At 45.1% G+C, this 20,636-nt stretch carries 17 protein-coding genes; 8 read left to right on the forward strand and 9 right to left on the reverse strand.

Translation table 11 applies throughout. From position 1 onward, the window contains the following. Window positions 1-20: 20 nt before the first annotated feature. Window positions 21-650 (forward strand): pyridoxamine 5'-phosphate oxidase family protein, encoded by a 630-nt coding sequence (locus LZG73_RS24725; protein WP_233855418.1) that lies wholly within the window; start codon window positions 21-23, stop codon window positions 648-650. 74 nt (window positions 651-724) lie between these two features. Further along, window positions 725-958 (forward strand): hypothetical protein, encoded by a 234-nt coding sequence (locus LZG73_RS24730; protein WP_233855419.1) that lies wholly within the window; start codon window positions 725-727, stop codon window positions 956-958. Between the two features lie 85 nt (window positions 959-1,043). On the opposite strand, the gene LZG73_RS24735 is transcribed toward LZG73_RS24730, so the two are convergent. The 5 genes from LZG73_RS24735 to LZG73_RS24755 form a co-directional block, all read right to left on the reverse strand. Continuing rightward, a complete protein-coding gene (locus LZG73_RS24735) occupies window positions 1,044-5,120 on the reverse strand; it encodes an FG-GAP-like repeat-containing protein (protein ID WP_233855421.1) in 4,077 nt (1,358 codons plus the stop codon). A gap of 148 nt (window positions 5,121-5,268) precedes the next feature. Continuing rightward, entirely contained in the window at window positions 5,269-5,556 is a 288-nt protein-coding gene (locus LZG73_RS24740) for a hypothetical protein (RefSeq protein ID WP_233855422.1), read from the reverse strand. A gap of 99 nt (window positions 5,557-5,655) precedes the next feature. Then, complete coding sequence (locus tag LZG73_RS24745) at window positions 5,656-6,210, reverse strand: YceI family protein (RefSeq protein ID WP_233855423.1); 555 nt, start codon at window positions 6,208-6,210, stop codon at window positions 5,656-5,658. Between the two features lie 307 nt (window positions 6,211-6,517). Then, complete coding sequence (locus LZG73_RS24750; protein ID WP_233855424.1) at window positions 6,518-6,655, reverse strand: hypothetical protein; 138 nt, start codon at window positions 6,653-6,655, stop codon at window positions 6,518-6,520. Window positions 6,656-6,802: 147 nt separating this feature from the next. After that, window positions 6,803-7,639 (reverse strand): sulfurtransferase, encoded by an 837-nt coding sequence (locus LZG73_RS24755; RefSeq protein ID WP_233855425.1) that lies wholly within the window; start codon window positions 7,637-7,639, stop codon window positions 6,803-6,805. Window positions 7,640-7,791: 152 nt separating this feature from the next. Here LZG73_RS24755 and LZG73_RS24760 point away from each other — a divergent pair, with 152 nt between their 5' ends. Beyond that, complete coding sequence (locus LZG73_RS24760) at window positions 7,792-8,592, forward strand: GNAT family N-acetyltransferase (RefSeq protein ID WP_233855426.1); 801 nt, start codon at window positions 7,792-7,794, stop codon at window positions 8,590-8,592. Between the two features lie 39 nt (window positions 8,593-8,631). Next, complete coding sequence (locus LZG73_RS24765) at window positions 8,632-9,078, forward strand: DUF2059 domain-containing protein (RefSeq protein ID WP_233855427.1); 447 nt, start codon at window positions 8,632-8,634, stop codon at window positions 9,076-9,078. Here LZG73_RS24765 and LZG73_RS24770 read toward each other — a convergent pair whose 3' ends face one another. Continuing rightward, complete coding sequence (locus tag LZG73_RS24770; RefSeq protein ID WP_233855428.1) at window positions 9,079-9,828, reverse strand: TlpA disulfide reductase family protein; 750 nt, start codon at window positions 9,826-9,828, stop codon at window positions 9,079-9,081. A 143-nt stretch (window positions 9,829-9,971) separates the two neighbouring features. Here LZG73_RS24770 and LZG73_RS24775 point away from each other — a divergent pair, with 143 nt between their 5' ends. Together LZG73_RS24775 and LZG73_RS24780 are read left to right on the forward strand one after the other, a co-directional pair. Next, window positions 9,972-11,228, forward strand: coding sequence for a putative DNA modification/repair radical SAM protein (locus LZG73_RS24775; protein WP_233855430.1), 1,257 nt, complete (start codon window positions 9,972-9,974; stop codon window positions 11,226-11,228). After that, window positions 11,228-11,998 (forward strand): TIGR03915 family putative DNA repair protein, encoded by a 771-nt coding sequence (locus LZG73_RS24780; RefSeq protein WP_233855432.1) that lies wholly within the window; start codon window positions 11,228-11,230, stop codon window positions 11,996-11,998. Before LZG73_RS24775 ends, LZG73_RS24780 begins: the two co-directional genes overlap by 1 nt. A 6-nt stretch (window positions 11,999-12,004) precedes the next feature. Here the strand turns inward: LZG73_RS24780 and LZG73_RS24785 are convergent, their stop codons facing one another. Beyond that, on the reverse strand, window positions 12,005-13,822 hold the full coding sequence (locus LZG73_RS24785; RefSeq protein ID WP_233855434.1) for a M61 family metallopeptidase: 1,818 nt from the start codon (window positions 13,820-13,822) through the stop codon (window positions 12,005-12,007). A 139-nt stretch (window positions 13,823-13,961) separates the two neighbouring features. Here LZG73_RS24785 and LZG73_RS24790 point away from each other — a divergent pair, with 139 nt between their 5' ends. Both LZG73_RS24790 and lspA read left to right on the forward strand, forming a co-directional pair. After that, a complete protein-coding gene (locus LZG73_RS24790) occupies window positions 13,962-14,651 on the forward strand; it encodes a DUF1080 domain-containing protein (RefSeq protein WP_233855436.1) in 690 nt (229 codons plus the stop codon). Further along, window positions 14,652-15,164, forward strand: coding sequence for a signal peptidase II (gene lspA, locus LZG73_RS24795; RefSeq protein WP_233855438.1), 513 nt, complete (start codon window positions 14,652-14,654; stop codon window positions 15,162-15,164). Between the two features lie 97 nt (window positions 15,165-15,261). On the opposite strand, the gene LZG73_RS24800 is transcribed toward lspA, so the two are convergent. Further along, entirely contained in the window at window positions 15,262-17,532 is a 2,271-nt protein-coding gene (locus LZG73_RS24800; protein ID WP_233855440.1) for an aconitate hydratase, read from the reverse strand. Window positions 17,533-17,590: 58 nt separating this feature from the next. Continuing rightward, window positions 17,591-20,362, reverse strand: coding sequence for a bifunctional aconitate hydratase 2/2-methylisocitrate dehydratase (locus LZG73_RS24805; protein WP_233855441.1), 2,772 nt, complete (start codon window positions 20,360-20,362; stop codon window positions 17,591-17,593). Between the last annotated feature and the right edge of the window lie 274 nt (window positions 20,363-20,636).

Here is a 20,636-nt window from a genome sequence, read left to right on the forward strand (position 1 = left end):
TTTGTCAAAAAACAAAAGACATGAGCACACCTCCATCCCATCTTCAGCCCAGTCGGCTAGCCAAACGTTCCACTTCTGATCATGAAGTGATATGCTCCATCTTGGACGAAGCATTGTTCTGCACGATCAGCTATTCCGTCGATAACCGCCCATTTTCTATCCCGACCTCGTTTGTGCGATATGAGGACAAAATATACATTCACGGTTCTGTGGGAAGTCATTTTATTCGGGAAATTGAAAAAGGGATTCCGGTTTGTATCACGGTTATGTTGACCGATGCCTTGGTTGTCGCGAAGTCGGCATTCAGTCATACGGTTAACTATCGCTCGGTTATTATTTTCTCAAAAGCAGAAAAGATCGAAGATTTTGAGACCAAAAGTGCTGCATTTGAATGGCTTACGAACAAGATTGTACCGGGAAGCTGGGAATACTTGCGACCGATGAAGGATAGTGAAGTTAGAAAGACAACTGCATTGGCCTTTTCATTCGACGAAGCATGTGCGAAAACGCGTTCGGGAATGCCGAATGACGAGGAAGAAGATCTGGCATTGCCGATTTGGTCGGGACTGATCCCTATTCAGACAAAATATCTTGCTCCCGTTGCCGATGAGACGAGCCAGAACATTCCGCTTCCGAAACATTTGGCTTAGGCATGCAACTTGGGCGAGCGTTTGTGCATCTTTGGAGCAGAATGATGCCAGATGAATCCAAACATTGCTCGCCCATGACCGGAAAAGATATTTTTGATCGTTGCCAACTAGCTGCTTTGAAGCACGGACTTGGTTCACAGGAGTTTCATTATGGGAACATATTGTATCGGGCGCTGCAACTCGAAGGAGAGGAAAAAGTGTTCTGGCTTTTAGAACAAGCAGAAAACACCGGAAAGCGCGTCGGACTTGGCTATTCGATCAACAGCATTCATGCCACCAGCGAACCTGACATCGCGATTTTGGTCTAAGTGAAAGCCGCACTTTCACGAACCCAAATAGAAAACCTCCCGAGTCGGGAGGCGTTCTATTCACTACCAAAGATTTACCAAATAATTATTTTTGAATCATCACCTTCCTGGTGCTGATTGATCCATCCTCATGCGTGAGCAACAATATATAATTCCCAGCAGCCACATTCCGAATATCTATTTCTGAAACCGCGCTTGAAGAACCATAAACAGAACGACCTTCAAGCGTCAACATTTGAATGCTCCTGATGCTGTTTGCGTCCCCAGTTTTCACCACAATTTTATCGGATGCCGGATTGGGATATACGTAAATATCTTCGCCACCTTTTCCAGCCACTGCCTCCCCAACTTTTCGTCTCACCGTTTCCGACATATCATCCACAACATCCTCCGGCGCCGGCGCAATGCTATTGCCCAAAAGGTAAGCAGGCAAATAACGCCACGGACCGTAAAGCTGGCCGGTCAATGCCAACGTCGGATCATACTTCACCCGAACGCGAACCTTGGTTGAAGGCCCTTGCTTGACAATAACGCTCTTCAATTCCGTCCCGGTCAACCCCAGGCTAGCATAAGCACTCTGCGAACCAGAAGACATCGTGCTATTTGTAATCAAATTGTTCGCCCCCTGCGAAAAACCCTGCCCCTTAGCCTTCGTCTCCCAAATCAGCTTCCCTTTATTCTTCCCCAAAAACGACTTAGCATAAAGCCCCGCCCCAAAGTCGTTTTTCACTTTTTGGGATTGGTTGATTGGGGTTGTGAGGTTGGAGTTGTAGAGGCGGAGGTTGTTTTGGAGGCCTTTGCCGTTATTCCCATGGTATAAAAATGCTGAATTTTTATTGTATGGAGAGCCAATCAAAATGTCGGAATATCCGTCCCCGTTCACATCTCCTGCACAAGCAACGGATGCTCCAGTTTCTGAGTAGTCCGAATTACTATCAAATTTTATCGGATTAAGTGGGGACACCCCGTTAGAGGAACCAAAAAACATAAAAGCTGCTCCTCTTTCCGATGGCGGATAGTAAATTGCTCCAACAATCAAGTCACCATAGCCATCTCCATTAAAATCACCAGCCTTTGATATCGAACTGCCGAAATGGGCTATTTGACCAATCTCTAGCATAGTTTTTGGTGAATTATTATTTACACCATTCAATGAACCGTAATAAACAAACGCAGCTCCTTGATTTAGTGCATTTATCATAAATAAAGGGCTGCCCACAGCAATGTCGGCAAATCCATCACCATTTAAGTCACCTGCACCGGCGACCCCTTGGCCAAAAAATGCTCCAGCAGAATTGCTTTCTAGGATGGTGGGAACCTTGTTTAGCCCCAAGGCCGAACCATTAAATAAAAATGCAGCTCCTTCCGTATTTTGACCATTGCTATAATTAGGCGATCCTACAATGATCTCATCAAATCCGTCACCATTAACGTCTCCGGCACTTGCAACTGAATGTCCCAATAACGCCGCTGTTTGGTTCCCTTCAAAAACCATTGAGGCATTGGTGTTAACTCCTTGCGCGGAACCATAGTATACAAATACGGCACCCTCGTCAAATTGTTTGTCATAATTAGGATCACCAACTAAAACGTCGTCATAACCATCTCCATTTACATCCCCAGCACTAGCAACGCTCCAACCAAAGGAGCAATCTTTTTGATTGCCACTATTTTTTAAGATTGAGAAGGTGTTCTTGTTCAGTCCCTGGCTTGACCCATAGTAAGTTAAAGCTGCTCCCTTGATTAGAATAGCTTTATTCGGATCCCAGCTAATAAAATAGTTTATATCCCCAATGATAACATCGTCATAACCGTCGCCATTCACATCTCCAGCGCCAGCGACCGAATAACCCAACATATGACTTCCTGGAACATTTTCGATTTTAGTGACGGTATTAAGATTTATTCCTTGTAATGATCCGTAATATAAAAAAGCGGCTCCTAGCAGATTCGCTTGACCACCGTCGTATGCTGGTGCACCTATTATGACATCACTAAAACCGTCTCCATTTACGTCTCCCGCAGTGGCAACAGAGATCCCGAACAAACAATCGTCTTGATATCCATCTAGTTTCAGGGAATAACTGTTTGCCCCCTCAGCCCTCCCCAACCAAACAAACGCCGCGCCTTCACCAACTTGCCCATTACTATAAACGACAGCTCCCACCAGCACATCGCTGTAACCATCGCCATTGACATCGCCTGCGCTGCTGACATTGTTGCCGAACTGGGCTCCCGCTTGGTTGCTTTCCAATGTCGAGACGGGCGTTGCGGAAAGGCCCGTTGACGATCCTTGATAAACAAATGCGCCGCCCTCATTGCTCTGCCCGTTGTCATAATACATGGCACCTACTATCACGTCAGCATAACCGTCGCCATTCACATCGCCCGCGCTGGCAACTGAGTAGCCTAACTGGGCTTCTACTTGGTTCTTTTCCAGCACAATCGCTGGTGCAGCACTTACACCCTGCCCAGAACCATAATGTACGAATGCCGCACCTTCATTTGTTTGGCCTTTATCATACATGTTGGCTCCGAGAATGATGTCGCTGTAACCATCGCCATTGACATCACCTGCAGAAGCCACGGTATGCCCCAGATAAGCATTGGCCTGGTTACTTTCCAATATTGTTGCTGCTGCCGTGTTTAGGCCAAGCGCTGATCCGTGATACACGAAAACCGCTCCTTCGTCGGTTTGACCTTTATCATATGTGCGGGCGCCAACAACCAGATCGCTGTAACCATCGCCGTTCACATCCCCAGCACCAGTGGCACAAAAGCCAAACATGGATTCGGGCTGGTTCTGTTCAATGAGCACCGGATTGACGTTGAGCCCTGCTGCTGATCCATTATAAATAAAAACAACCCCTTCATTAGCCTGCCCATTGTCATAGGCCCTTGCGCAAACTGCCACATCGCTGTAACCATCGCCATTGACATCGCCAGCCATGCCAACCACATTACCCATGTTAGCTTCCGGCTGGTTGCTTTCCAGAACAAGTGATGCAGCTTTGTTGATTCCTTGTGCCGAACCGTAGTAAATGAATGCAGCTCCTTCATTGGTTTGCCCTTTGTCATAAAAGAGCGCCCCAACGACGATATCACTGAAACCGTCCTTATTAATATCCCCCGCAGAAGAAACAAAAGACCCAAACCGGGCTTCCGTCTGATCGCCTTCCAGCATAACGGCGGTTACTGGATTAATGCCCGACGCTGTTCCATGGTAAACAAAGACAGCACCTTCATCGATTTGACCATTATCATATTTTGAAGCGCTGACCAGGATATCGCTGTAACCATCGCCATTGACATCGCCCGCACTGGACACTGCGCCACCCATCCAGGCCCCAGCCTGATTACCCTCAACCGTCGCATTCGCATTGCCGGGATTGCCATTGACAACAATCGGGTCGATGGTGACTAGGTAGGCGGCGTCCTGCACATTGACGCTTAGCTTGACGAGGCCATCTTCATAGCGCAGTGTTGCTAGCAAAGCCTTTCCGTCTGCGTCCCAGCAGTTAATGTCTCTGTAGATCAGACTTGCAATTTGCTCGCCGTTTTTATTTTCAGTAAAGAAGTGCAGTTCGTTGTTTTGCAGGTCATCCACTTTTAAGCCAGCGGCTGACAATTTTACTTGCAGCTCTTTTGTGTCTTCGGGCGCGGAATCGATGATGAAATTTTGGCGGACGCCTTCCTGATTGTTGATGAATTCTTCGCTAAAACCTTTGTGTTTAATGATAAGCTTGTTCTCCGTGTGATCTGAAACTGCATTGGCTTGGGGAGAGAAGATCTTCTTGCCATCGGCGAAGATACCTTCATTGATCAGTTTCAAAGAAAAGTTGTGACCTGCCGAATCCACCCGGTTGTTAACTGTCAGCTCGCCTGGCTTGTAGTAAGCACGCAGGCCTTGATTGCGGTTGGGGCTTTGGAGCAAGTTCTTTTCTGTGTCCAGCGAAATGTTGTATTCGCGCTTAGCAAGGCTTTGTTGAATGCTGGTGATGGTTTTTTCGTCTGTTGCAGCGGGTGTTCCAGTTGTTTTAAGCGGGAGTGCTGGGAGGTTGGAAGCTTTTTGAGGAAGCTCTTGGAAGCGCGATTGCACAAGGAAGGCAATCAGCGAAATTATTAAAATGGTGAAAGTTAGCTTTGCGTAAAGTGGTTTCATATTTCCTGATTTTAGGGTAAGAAAAATGTCAGGCACTCGGCGCTGACACTTGCGGCAAATCTTACGAAATCAAAAAACTTTTTACGAAACCGATGAATTAACGGTCAGGATAATGAGCAGAAGGTAAAATAAGTGGCGATGGGAAGTGCTAACAAAAATTGATCTTTTCGAGGTGCTTTTCTAGATACGATTTGTTGGCAATGAGTTGGGTCATCACCTCGCTCCATTTGCCCGACTCTTTATGAAATGGATCGTAATCAACATTCAAATGTCCGATCACATTAAAATGTTCCGTTGATTTGACTTGCAATGTTGAGGATAAGCCCAACACGTTGAACAAATTAAGGATCTCATTTGCGTCGTTGTAAGTGTAGCTGTGTGTAGTGCAAAAAACCAGTGCCCCGTCTTGGTAATGGCACGCAATGTTGTTCTTCATGGTTATTAAGAAATTATTAATTTAGTGGGCGACTTACAAAATATCGTACCAGTTACAGAGTCAATGAGTGAAAGGCATTCGGCATTTATTCAGCGGCAACTATTGAGACACCACCGGAACGAAAACTTCTACGGTCGTGGAATCCGATTCTTTTCCAGTCGACTTTCCAATGCCAAAGTCGCCCCGGTTGACTTTGAATTTCCCGTAAAATTTGGCAGCGCCCGATTCTTGCTGAAATGAGAATGGAATGGCAATGTCCTTCTTGATTCCATGCAATTCCAATGTTCCGCGTACGACGTAACCTGTGTCTTGTTTTGAAACTTCGGAGGAAGTGAATTTGATTTTCGGAAACTGCTCAGCATCAAACCATTTCTCGCTTTTCGCATGTTTATTTTTAAGGTCGTTGCCTGTTTCAATGGAGGCGACATCGACGCTTACATTGAACTTTGCTGCGCCTAAACTGTCTGGATTGAAGCTGATCAGACCTGTTAGATCGGAGAATGAGCCGTGGGCATATTTGCCGTCAAATTTGATTTTGTAGCCGTCTGCAATCTGCCAATTTTTGAGAATAAGATAAGTGAAGGAGCTCAATGTTAGCAGAAAAGCAAGACCTGCGATGCTGTATTTGTTGGAATTGTAAAAGCTGCGGCTCATTGTAATGTTGCTATTTTACTGTTTTTATATTTTGATGGCGACTCGCTGTAATATTTTTTAAAGGCCACTGAGAAATGATGCGCGTGCTCATAAACCGAGAATGTGGGCCACTTCTTCCACAGGCATCGCACAGTCTAGCAGCTATCGCTCAGCGTGCTCCATTCGCTTTTTCTCAAATAATTAAATATCGTTACGCCAAACAGGAACTTGAATCCTTATTTCAGCTTAAATTCATTCAGCAGGCAAACGCGACCCAGTTGTGCAAGACTCAGATAAAGGACCTTTTGCAGTACAATTTTTAATGCTATCAATCAGCAATCTCATTGTGGGCGTCACACACAAAATCGTTGTCCCCCGAAGCATAATGATCCTGCCCCACATCTTGCGGATTGGGATAGTTATTGAATTCGAGGATCTTGGTTAACTTTAAAACGTAAGCCGCCATTTTTAAATCGCTATGCTTTTTATTCACATATTGTTGCCGACAAAAATAGACTGGTTTGCTTATCAAGCCCGATTTGAGTTCGTGAACGGCACAAAATAGATGTCAGATTGAAAATCCGTCTCGCATAGATTTTAATCCCGATAACCGTCAATTTCCTGTTGCAACGGGCCGGTCGTTTCTCGACCATTCACTCCAAGAACCGACATAAAGCGATGCGCCGTCGAGTCCTGCTTCCGACAGAGCAAGCAATGTGTGACAGGCTGTAACACCGGAACCGCAATGAACGATTACTTTCGTTAAGTCCCTGCCGCCCAATGCACTTTTGTATTTTTCTGCCAATTCTTCCGAGGAAAGAAAGTTTCCATCTTTATCCAAGTTTCCTGCAAAAGGTATGTTCTCCGCACCGGGAATGTGTCCCGCTACCAAATCAATCGGCTCACTTTCGCCAATGAAGCGATAATTTTCGCGCACATCGATTACAAGAAATTCCGGATTCTCCGCGGATTCCGCAACCTGATCAGCATCGGCAATGGGCAAAGTCCAATTTGTAAATGGATAATCGGCTGCCGAAGTTGGAGTGGAAATGCCTTTGGAAATGGGCAAATTGGCCTTTATAATTGAATCCAGGCCTCCGCTCACGACATACACTTTTGCATGACCCGCTGCCTTCAACATCCACCAAAAACGCGCGGCTGCATTCGCTCCTTTTTTATCATCATAAACCAAAACCGTCGTTTCTGGCGTGATTCCCAACTTGCCGAGCAGCTTCGCAAATGTGGCAGGCGCTGGCAACGGATGCCTTCCCCCGTGCGCTGCGTTGGGCGTCTTTTCAGACAGATCTGTTTCAAGATCGGCAAATAACGCGTTTTCTAAATGTGCGGAGCGAAAGCGTTCGAGTGCGTCCGGGCCTCCCCGTGCGTCGATAATGACCGTTTTTTCGCTTTCAAGAATGTGCCTGATTTCTTCGGCCCTGATGATTTGCATAAGCTTAGAATTTGGAATGGATGGCTAAAAATAAAGATATTTCGCACTTCCTGCCTGAAAAAGAAAATTATGCATTTTAAATGGTTAGCAAGAGAAATTTTAGACATTAGCATTCTCGGAAAGCAACTTTTAATGCCAAATTAGCCTGAAAAATGAGAAGTTCTGAATTCCTCTACACTGACCTGGACCAGTTACCTGCCGTCCAGCCGCCCGATTGGGGCAACCTGATTCCAAGATTTGAATATTTTATTAAATCGCCCCTCTGCCATCCCATTAAAATTATGGAAGGAGCTGATCTTGTGGCTATTGGGACGTCGATCATGCATGCGGACACGGTCTGGCTTGCGTGCATTGTCGTGCATCCAAATCACCGTAAAAAAGGGCTTGGAAATGAGATCACAGTCGATTTGATCGCTAACATTGATCGGACCAAATTCAAGACCATCTATCTGGACGCAACCGAATTTGGTTTTCCTGTTTATAAAAAGCTTGGATTCGAGCTGGAAGCGGTCTATTCGCATATGCACAACAATGGGAATGTTGTGATTCATGCTGATTCAGAACACATTACTGATTTTGATCCAAAGTATTTGCAGCAAATATTTGACGTGGACCGGCAGGTTTCTGGTGAAGACCGCAGCGGCGTCCTTTCTGATTTCATCCGGTCCGCAAAGCTTTACGTTGTTGATTTCAAGGTTGAGGGTTTTTACATTCCTGGCTGGGGCGACGCGCCCATTATTGCGATCTCGGAACAGGCAGGCGCCGCGCTGATCAGGCGTCGTGCACATGATGAAAAGACTGCGGTGCTTCCGTCCGATAATCTTTTTGCCATTGCAGTGCTTAATGAGCTAAATTTCTTTGATTACAGAACTTCGCGCCGCATGTATCTGGGCGAAAAACGTGAATGGAGCCGGACGGGAATTTACAATCGGATTAGCGGACAATTAGGCTGACACATAACATATTATCACAAAAAATTCAGACTCAAAATCATGAAAAAATTCGTTTTCACAACATTAATAACTTTCGGCGCAATGTTTGTCTGCAATGCGCAGAGCAACACGGCTTATAAAGCCAAGATGAAGGAGATGTTCGTTGTTTCCGGCTCAGAAGAAAGCTACGAAGCGGCTATCGGGCAAATGTTTAAGATGTTTAAACAACAGAAAACGACTGTTCCGGACAGTATATGGCAGCAATTTGAAGGTGAATTTATGAAAACGTCGATCGACGACCTGGTCAATATGCTGGAACCTGTGTATGTCAAAAATTTAACGCAGGACGATTTGCAGCAACTTATTGCATTCTACAACACGCCTGTCGGCAAAAAATACGCACAAAAAACACCGATTCTTATGCAAGAATCAATGCAGGTGGGCCAGCAATGGGGAATGAAGATCGCGCAGGAATTTCAGGAAAAACTGAAAACGAAAGGTTACTGATTACCGCAGCACCTGATCGCTGATCGTTGAAAATTCGGTGTGCGGAGCCATCGCTCGGATGTTGCCTTTTTTGTCTAATAAAATAAAAAAAGGCGTTTCACTGATTTTATAGCGCTGGTTGAAACCATAAGATTCCGGAACGGGAATGAAGCCACAATTTCGTTTCGGAATCGCTTCAAGACATTCATCTTCGGTGTTGAGCGTCGTTCCTAGTGAGACGATATCAATGCCTTTTTTCTTGTTTTCGTTAATGAAATCCGAGATCACTTTGGTGCTGGCGAATGTATAAAGCGGTTTTTCAAACTTCACCCAAAAACCCAGCAGCACATATTTTCCCTTCAAATTTTCAGAACTGTATTCTTTGCCATCCAAACCTGTCATCACAAACGGCGGCAGGGGCTCCCCTACTTCTGGCATGAGATCCGAATTTTGCATCACGCCACCGTTACTTTGGATCAGCAACTGACTTTTTTTTACAATTTCAAATGATGACGCTTTGCCATATTTGTCAAAGATCGGCTGGGTCCTGTAAACGCCGGGATTTTTCCTAAGCATCTCATCGTAAGCCGTATAAGTGATTCTTTTCCCCGATGCATGATCGTAAATCGGAGAGTCTTTCTTCATCACAATCTGCTGGCTGATCTTGCCGTCATAGCGGGTTATCTTGGGTTCCTGAGGCTGGGCTTGTGCGGCACCAAAAACGGTTACTAAAAGTGTGATTAAAAAAATCTCAGTGCGACCGAAATTCATCTGGAACGTTTTTATTAATTTGGGATCTTAATAGTATCAATGAATTGATACTCGGCGGCACTAAATTAGCGCAAACAACGTTGATATAACTGTGCAGGCCTTAATAATATTTTAGATCAGGTCAACAAACTGAAAATTATTCTATGTTCGAGCGGATACGGGAGAAGTTGGGAATTCTGGCGGATGCGGCAAAGTATGACGTATCTTGTTCATCCAGTGGCAGTAACAGAAAAAATGAAAACAAAGGTTTGGGCGATGCCGAAGGAACCGGCATTTGTCACACATATACAGAGGATGGCCGTTGCGTCTCGTTACTGAAAATCTTGCTAACTAATCACTGTATATTTGATTGCGCATTTTGCGTATCTCGACGCAGCAATGACATTAAGCGTGCGGCATTTACCGTCGACGAAGTCGTTGAACTGACCATGAATTTCTATCGCCGTAATTACATTGAAGGTCTTTTTCTAAGTTCCGGCATTTTCAAGAATGCGGATTATACGATGGAACGTCTGGTTCGAATTGTGAAAAAGCTGCGGAATGAGGAGCGTTTCAATGGTTATATTCATTTGAAAACCATTCCTGGTGCCAGTGAAGAGCTTTTAAAAGAGGCGGGCCTATATGCAGACCGGATGAGCATTAATCTGGAAATGCCCACTGAATCGGGTTTAAAATTGCTTGCGCCTGATAAATCGCATGAGGATGTGAAAAAGCCTTTGGAATACATCAGGCAAAATATTGAGCAGCTGAGCAATGAAAAAGCATTGATCAAAAGCGTTCCGAAGTTTGTCCCCGCAGGCCAAAGCACGCAAATGGTGATTGGCGCCACGCCCGAGTCGGATAAGGAAATTATGCATACGGCGAATGCATTCTACAAAAATTTCTCCTTGAAAAGGGTTTATTACTCCGGTTACATTCCCATTAGCGATGACTCCCGCCTGCCCGTAATCGGCTCGCAGCCGCCTTTGATTCGTGAAAATCGGTTGTATCAAACTGACTGGCTGATGCGCTTTTATGGTTTTGATGTAAAAGAAATTTTAAATGATGCGCACCCAAATCTGGATGTCGACATTGACCCAAAACTGAGCTGGGCGTTGCGGAATCTGGAACAATTTCCTGTGGATGTTAACACGGCAGATTACCACATGATTCTACGCGTGCCTGGCATTGGTGTTGGTTCCGCGTTGAAAATTGTCCAAGCCAGGAAATTTGGGCGGTTATATAAAGATCAGCTGAAAAAAATAGGGCTTTCATTCAACAAGGCGAAACATTTCATTCGCTACGCAGACAGTCCCTTGCAGTTGCGCGATTATGAAGCCGGGCACATTAAGGGCGTTATTTTGGCCGAAAGCAGCAGTAAATATTTGAAGACCGCTAAAAACCAGTTATCGCTCTTTTGATGGACATTTACGTTTTTGACGGGACACTGGAAGGTTTGCTTACGGCCGTTTTTGAATGTTATAAGCGAAAATCCGAGGCGGTAAAACTTGTTAGCACGCTGCATTATGTGCCGGATGTTTTCAAGGAAGCATTCACCGTTGTGAGTGACGATTTGAAGGCCAAGCGTGTCTGGGGTGGATTGGCAAAGAAGCTGGATGCAGTGTGGATGCAGTCCATTTTCAAATCGTTCTTATCCGAGCAGCCAGCCACTTTCCAGGATCTTTTCGAATTCATCCGTTACATTATCGACAATCCCGCTGGCGCTGAGGCAAATTTTGGCAATAAATATGTGCTGGAAGTTTCACAAATGAGTCAGAAAGTGCATCGCGAAAAGCACCGCATGGAAGCATTTATTCGCTTTCAGAAAACGGGTGATGGTATTTTTTACGCCCACATTGACCCCGACTTCAATGTTCTGCCGCTGCTCATCAAGCATTTTAAAAATAGATATGCCGACCAAAAATGGATCATTTACGACTTACGAAGGAAATACGGCCTTTTTTATGATCTCGATAAAGTGGAAGAAATCACGTTTGATTTCACCACCGAAATGTCTCCGAGCCTCAATGCGTTGCCGCAAGCCGTTTTAGACCCTACCGAGGAATTATATGCAACGCTTTGGAAAGACTATTTCCGCAGCGTCAACATTCCGGCAAGAAAAAACATGAAGCTCCACATCCGGCACGTGCCGAAACGTTACTGGAAATATTTATCCGAAAAGCAGGAATAAGCATTCTCATTTCACCTTCGTCCCCAGCCAGTCATTCCTGAATTTCTTCATTTCCTCCGTCGCAGGCAGGTTCGCCTTCTCATTCAGTTCGACGATCCATTTCGGATTTTCTTTAAGCGTCAACATTCCCATCTTTTTATCATCCCGATGCTGATATTCGATATCGAGTTGCTCGCCAGGTTTGTGAGCTTTTAATATTGCTGTCAACTCTGCCTGGGTCGCGACGGTCTTTCCATCCACTTTCAAAATCTGATCGTCGATATCAAGCCCAGCAATGTAAAGCGGCGAATCGATAATTGTATTGGATAGAATCGTCAATTCCGATCCTTCCTTATAGCGCATATCGCCAATCCACGCTTGTCCGGGAAACTGTTTCTTCAAAACCAAACCTGCCATTTGAAGCAATGGAGCGTAATTAAATGACTCATGCCCATTGACATATTTATCAAAAAATCCATCAGCAAAAGCTTTATCCTTGCAATAAGCACCCAGCACTTGCTGCAAATCGCTGACCTGATAAGGAACTTCCGGCTTGCCATGTTTTTGCCACACTGCCTGCATAAAACCGTCCAAAGTCAGTCCGCGTGTGCGAAGTTCAAGGTCCAGTGCAAGCGCAATGGAGGCGCCATATGGATAATAAGATGTGTACATGTTGGGATAGTTGGTCTTATCAATGGCCACGCCGGCGTCAACAAAAACGGCATGTGAGCTGGCCTGCACGGGAGAAATGCGCTTCGCACCGGCTGTGTTTTCTTTTGTATTGACCAAAAAACTCAATGTCTGACAATAATCTTCCGGCGAATCAAAACTGGCCCGTGCAAGGATCAGATCGCCGTAATATTGTGTAAAACCTTCGGCAAACCAAAGCTCAAAGCTCATATTGCTTTTCTCGAAATTGAATGGTTCAAGCGTTTTCGGACGAATGCGCTCTACATTCCAGGCGTGAAAAAACTCATGAGAAAATACGCCGAGCAGATTACTCGCTCCCGTAAAAGCGGTTGGAATGGTGATCATTGTGCTGTTGCGGTGCTCCATCCCGTCACCGCGCACGTAAGGATTAATGCTGGCCAAAAATGTATATTGACCAAAATCAAATGCCGGAAACTCACCATAAATTGCCTGTGATTCTTGTGTAACGCGTTTCACCTTCGCCGCAAAACTGTCTGCCAGTGAATCACTTCCAGCGATTTCCAGCGCCAGCCTGAACTTCGCAGGTTTTTTGTCCGGATTATTTAATGTCCATTCTTTGATTGTCAGCTTGCCTATTTTGACAGGCGAGTCCATGAAATATTGCAGTCCGGCTGCCGAGAATGTGTTCGGTTGCTGAGCTGGTTTCAGTTGCGTCGCAATGGTCCACTTGGCGCTTTGCGGCAGATTGAATTTCACTTCAATAGGCGCATTCTGCAATTCTGTCACCCACATAAAAGTTGCCGGCATATTTAAATGCACGCTATTTTGATCCAGTCCCGCATAAGTTCCGTCGGAGTGGTTGGCATAAAGCGTGTAGTGCAATTTAACAAAGCCGTTCAAACCCGAAACTTTGTAAACGTCGCCGTTCGCACGCTGCACCTTGATTTCCGCGCCTGCTTTGTCAAATGCCTTTACATCATACACATTCTTTCCATATTCATGTGTCGCGTAACGGCCTGGCGATGAGCGGCTCATGCGAAATGTCAGATCCTTTTTCGGAGCATCGCTAACCGACACGGTGATATTTGCTTCGTGATGGACGAGATTTGGAAAGGAAACTTCGTAATTGAGTTTTTGACCAAAAGCGTAACTAGCCAAAAGTTGGAGTGAACAAATGCAAAGTAATTTTCTCATTGCGATAGAAAGGATTTCAGATGGTTGCCTTCAATTTAATGCATATCTCTTAGATTTAATATCAGATCAATTGGAGTGCGTGCATAAATGCCTTATTTTTCCGTTCTTAATGATATTCCAACCCGAAATAACCTTATTGATGAGACAAATTCTTCTGCCCTTATGCATTATTTTCCTGCTCGTGTCGCAGCGTTCAATGAGTCAAAATAAGACGCTTTTTAATGGAAAAGACCTGAAAGGCTGGCACATTGACGTTCCGGACATGGACAAAGATCCGGCTTTGAAATCACCATTCATCATTCGCAACGGACTTCTGGTGAGCCTGGGAACACCCGGCGGGCACATTATCACAGACGACCAATACGAAAATTTTCGCTTGACTTTCCAATATCGGTTTGCAGGAAAGCCAGGCAATTGCGGCGCATTGGTTTTTGTTTCCACACCGCGTGCACTTTATGAAATGTTTCCAAAGTCCATTGAAGTGCAAATGATGAACCAGAACGCGGGCGATTTTTGGTGCATTCAGGAAGACATCACCGTTCCGGATATGGAAAAAAGGCGCGGTCCGAAAGAGAAATGGGGCGTCAATGGAGACAAATTAAGAAGGATTCCAAACCTGACGGATGGCACCGAAAAGCCGCTGGGTCAATGGAATTCGATGACCATCGAATGCGTTAAAAATTCAATCAAGGTCTGGTTGAACGGAGTGATGGTGAATTATGGTTATAATGCAACAGCCCAAAAAGGCCAGATCGCATTGCAGTCAGAAGGCTCGGAAGTGGAATTCAAGGAAGTGAAAGTGGCGCCTATTAAATCTCTATCAAAATAAATGTTCGAACTTAAATCGGATCGGCTGATCAGAAATGTTGCAATATTTTTTATTCTCGTTGCCAACATAGGCTGTGACCAGATCTCTAAAAATGTCATACGCGAAAATGTGGGCTTCTATCAGACCATAAGTGTGATAGAAGACATTGTCACCATCACGTATGTTGAAAATACAGGCGCCTTTCTGAGCATTGGAAGCTCGCTGCCGCACACATTGAAAGTGGTGCTATTATCCGTCATTCCGCTGATTGTGCTCTTTTTTGGCATCGCCTATATATTGATGAAGAAGAATTTGACGCTCATGAGTGCACTTGCGCTGAGCTTTGCGATCGGCGGCGGAATCGGCAACATTTACGACCGTCTCGTGCACGGTTCAGTAACAGATTTTCTGCACATCAATTTAGGCTTTTTTCAAACCGGCATTTTCAACATGGCCGACGTTTCGATCATTATGGGAATGATCATCTTCTTCATTCAATCCTACACACGGCAGAAAGCGCGGATGTTGGGGTGATTTGAACCGACTTAATCTGAGACTCGCTCCGCTATTTATTGTAAAGCAAAACGGCTTCCCTAGGGAAGCCGTTTTGCTTTACAATATCCACGTCAAGTTACGCTGCTGCAACTGATTTGCGAATGATGTTCAATGCAGAGCCTGCTTTAAACCATTCGATTTGCTGATCATTGTAAGTATGATTTACCGGAAACTCTTCGCTTGTGCCATTAGCATGGTGTAGAACGATTGTTAGCGGCTGGCCTTCTGCGAACGTTTGTAGTCCAACAATATCAATTGAATCGTCTTCCTGAATTTTGTCGTAGTCGGCTGTATTTGCGAATGTTAGTGCAAGCATTCCTTGCTTTTTCAAGTTTGTTTCGTGAATCCGCGCAAATGATTTTGTCAAAATTGCCCGCACACCAAGGAAACGCGGCTCCATCGCAGCATGCTCGCGCGATGAACCTTCTCCATAGTTTTCATCACCAACCACAATCGATCCAATGCCGTGCGCTTTGTAATCACGCTGCACTGCCGGAACTTCCGCATATTCACTTGTCAGCTGGTTTTTAATGGTGTTGGTTTTCTCATTATAATAGTTAACCGCACCAATCAGCATGTTATTGGAAATATTGTCAAGGTGACCGCGGTATTTCAACCAAGGTCCAGCCATCGAAATATGGTCCGTTGTACATTTTCCTTTCGCCTTGATCAGAAGTTTCAATCCTTTCAGATCTGTTCCTTCCCATTCGGCAAATGGTTCAAGCAATTGCAGACGATCCGAAGTCGGGCTTACCAAAACCTGAACCTGACTTGGATCTTCCGCAGGAGCTTGGTAACCAGCATCTTCTACTGCATAACCTCTGATTGGTTGTTCCAATCCGCTTGGTTCGTCGAGCATTACTTCAACGCCTTCTGAATTCGTCAATGTATCCTTACGCGGATCGAAAGTAAGGCGACCGGCAATTGCCAATGCCGTTACGATTTCAGGAGAAGCTACGAATGAATGCGTATTTGGGTTACCATCCGCACGTTTCGAGAAGTTACGATTGAAAGAAGTGATAATTGAGTTTTTCTCGCCTTTTTCAGCGCCATGACGCGCCCACTGACCGATACAAGGACCGCAAGCATTGGCCAAAACCACACCGCCGATTTTTGCAAATGTGTCCAGATAACCATCTCGTTCCACTGTATAGCGAACGAGTTCAGAACCTGGCGTAATTGTATATTCCGAGCTTACAGTCAGTTTTTTATCCACCGCCTGCTGCGCCAGAGAAGCGGCACGGCTCACATCTTCATAACTTGAATTGGTGCAAGAACCGATCAAACCAACCGAAAGCACTTCCGGCCAGCCGTTTTCTCTAACCGCAGTCGCGAATTTAGAAAGTGGCCAGGCCAAATCCGGCGTGAACGGTCCGTTAACGTGTGGCTCCAATGTTGAAAGATCCAGCTCGATCAACTGATCAAAATAAGTTGCCGGATCAGCATAAACTTCATCATCGGAACGCAAATATGATTTCACAGCATCAGCTGCATCAGCAATTTCAGCTCTTTCTGTTGCTCTCAGGTAGGCCGCGCTTCTTTCATCATAAGCAAAAATCGAAGTTGTTGCTCCAATTTCAGCACCCATGTTACAGATTGTCGCCTTGCCGGTTGCTGAAATGCTTTCAGCGCCTTCACCGAAATATTCAACAACATATCCTGTTCCGCCTTTTACGGTCAATTGACCTGCAACCCATAGAATTACATCTTTCGCAGCAGTCCATCCGCTCAGCTTTCCGGTCAATTTAACACCGATCAAACGAGGCATTTTAAGCTCCCACGCAAGTCCCGACATTACATCACTTGCATCAGCGCCACCCACACCAATGGCGATCATTCCCAAACCACCCGCATTCGGCGTGTGTGAGTCGGTTCCGATCATCATTCCACCTGGAAATGCGTAGTTTTCAAGCACAACCTGGTGAATAATTCCAGCTCCTGCTTTCCAGAAACCCAATCCATATTTATTGGAAACAGAAGAAAGGAAGTCATAAACCTCTTTATTCTTGTCAACCGCATTTTGCAAATCCTGAACTGCACCGACTTCTGCCTGGATCAAGTGATCGCAATGCACTGTTGAAGGCACTGCGACTTGTGGCCTTCCCGCCTGCATAAACTGCAAAAGAGCCATTTGTGCCGTTGCATCCTGCATTGCAACACGGTCGGGGGCGAAGTCAACGTAAGACTTCCCGCGCTCGTAAACTTGCGTAGGAGTTCCTTCCCACAAATGGGAGTATAAAATCTTTTCTGCCAGGGTTAACGGCCGCCCCTCTATTTTACGAGCAGCTTCCACCCTTTCCTGCATACGGGCGTAAACACCCTTAATCATGTCTAAGTCAAAAGCCATAGTAATTATTATTTATGCTAATAAAATGCCCATGCGTCAACAATTGTGCCAGTATTAACTATCTGGCTAATTGTTTAACAGGAGGTGCAAACTTGGTCAGGTCAATGCCGACCACCGCTGCTTTATATTCACTGATATTCGGAATTCGTCCAAGAATGGCCGATAAAACAACTACAGGTGTAGATGCAAGCAGCGATTCTCCTTTTTTACGCTCTGAATCTTCAACAACTCTTCCCTGAAACAAACGGGTTGATGTTGCCAACACCGTATCGCCTTTTGCAGCTTTCTCCTGGTTACCCATGCAAAGGTTACAGCCGGGGCGTTCCAGATACATCATATTTTCGTATTCCGTGCGTGCCGCTACTTTCGGTGCATTGTCATCAAATTCAAAGCCTGAATATTTTTGCAATACATCCCAGTCGCCTTCTTTTTTCAGCTCTTCTATAATGTTATAAGTTGGCGCTGCAACAACCAGCGGAGCGGAAAACTCAACCTTACCTTGCTGATTTTCCAGGTTCCGAAGCATTTGAGAAACAATTTTCAAATCTCCTTTGTGAACCATGCAAGAGCCTACAAAACCGAGATCCACTTTTTTGTCCTCTCCGTAATAGGAAAGCGGACGAATCGTATCGTGCGTATAACGCTTGGAAACTTCCTTGTTATTCACATCCGGATCTGCAATCATTGGCTCAACAATCGCATCCAGATCAATCACAACCTCTGCATAATATTTTGCATTCGCATCAGGCACCAAAGCAGGCTTTTCACCCGATTTGATTTCAGCAATGCGCTTATTCGCTTTATTGATCAAGCCTTGAAGAACTTGCTTGTGATTCTCCATGCCTTTGTTGATCATAATCTGGATTCTGTTTTTCGCAATTTCCAGTGATTCGATCAATGTATCATCTTCTGAAATACAGATGGAAGCTTTCGCCTTCATTTCAGCAGTCCAGTCTGTAAAAGTAAATGCCTGGTCAGCAGGAAGCGTTCCCAGATGCACTTCAATGATCCTGCCTTGGAATACGTTTTCTCCTCCGAATTTTTGCAACATTTGCGCTTGCGTGGCATGAACCACATCACGGAAATCCATGTGCTCTTTCATGTCGCCTTTAAAAGTCACTTTTACGGATTCAGGGATTGGCATGGAAACTTCACCTGTTGCCAATGCAATTGCAACAGTTCCTGAGTCAGCACCAAAAGCAACACCTTTAGACATTCTTGTATGCGAGTCGCCACCGATAATAATTGCCCACTCGTCAATTGTAATGTCGTTCAGCACTTTGTGAATCACGTCGGTCATCGAGTGATATTCCCCTTTCGGGTCACGCGCTGTGATCAAGCCGAAGTCGTTCATAAACTTCATCAGCTTAGGAATGTTAGCCTGCGCCTTTTTATCCCAAACAGATGCCGTGTGACATCCTGACTGATATGCACCATCCACAATCGGTGAAATTGTTGTAGCTGCCATCGATTCCAACTCCTGAGCAGTCATAAGCCCAGTTGTATCTTGCGAACCAACAATATTAACCTCCACACGAACATCTGAACCTGCATGCAAAACTTTGCCCGGTGTGATGCCGACAGCGTTTCTGTTGAATATTTTTTCAACTGCTGTCAAACCTTGTCCTTCGTTGGAAATTTCCTTCGACGGAGCAAAAACAAGCGGCGCCTCGATGCCTAGAATCTTCGCTGCAACAGTTTGTATTTTTTTACCAAAAACAATAGCATATGATCCGCCTGCTCTGATAAATTCTTTTTTCTGTGGAGTAAGCGCCTTAGAAATGTCAATCAATTCCTGGTCGCCGTTGTAAAGCTTCCTGGTTTGTGTATTAATGGTCAAAACAGTGCCCGTAGCAACCGAGTAAACCTCTTCCAAAACAGGATCGCCACTTTCATTGCGAACCACATTTCCGAATTCGTCAACCTTTTTTACCCAGTTTTTCAGGTCAATGCCTATTCCGCCTGTAACGTCAACCGTTGTAAGGAAAATCGGCGAAATGCCATTTGTTCCGCCAACGATCGGTGCAATATTAACGTACGGTATATACGGACTTGCTGGTTTCCCTGTCCAAAGCGCCACATTGTTTACACCCGACATTCTCGACGAACCTACGCCCATTGTTCCTTTCTCTGCAATCAACATCACGCTTTTATCAGGATGCTCGGCTTGTAATGCCTTTATTTCCCGTTGCGCTTGGGTTGTAATCATACATTGCCCATGCAATTCACGGTCAGAACGGGAATGTGCCTGGTTACCTGGGGAGAGTAAATCTGTTGAAATGTCGCCCTCGCCAGCGATAAATGTTACGATCTTGATTTCTTCGGGAACATCCGGCAGTTTGGTGAAAAACTCAGCACGGGCGTAACTTTCAAGAATCTCTCTGGCAATTACGTTACCGTTTTTAAATGCTTCTTTCAGACGATCTGTGTCCGCATCGTAAAGGTAAACTTGTGTTTTAAGCACCTCCGCAGCCTGTTTTGCAACCGAATAATCTTCACCCAGCGCAAGATCAAGCAATACGCCAATGGAAGGCCCGCCTTTCATGTGCGACAATAACTCAAATGCAAAAGCAGGTGATATTTCTGCTACGATGGATTCACCAAGGATAATCTCTTTCAGAAACCTGGCTTTCACACCCGCCGCACTTGTGGTGCCCGGTAATGTATTGTAAATAAAAAACTTGAGAGAGTCGTCGCGATGCTCGTTTTCGGAATCTTTGATTTGAGCGATGATTTCGCCTAGCAGTTCGGCGCCGTCAATTGGCTTGGGGTGAAGTCCTTGGGTTTCTCTTTCTGCAATCTCCTTAATGTAATCCTGATAAATATTCATGATAGAAGTTGTCATTAAAACACGCGAAAATACGAATTTACAAAACATACGCAGGTGCCCCTGCCGTTTTTCGCTACTATTTAGCATCATTATATTCTAAGGACGCATTTAGATAACCTTGCCCTGATTCATTTTGTTCTTTGAACCAATATATTTGATAAATTATTTGGAAAACGCCGCCTTCACCCTGTCCGTTTATCGGCGATTTTAACCTACCTTTTCGGCGACACTTTGATATTTTGCGCGATTGTACCCTATATTTGGACAATCAAAG

It is taken from the genome of Dyadobacter sp. CY326, assembly GCF_021390515.1.
Classification (GTDB): domain Bacteria; phylum Bacteroidota; class Bacteroidia; order Cytophagales; family Spirosomataceae; genus Dyadobacter.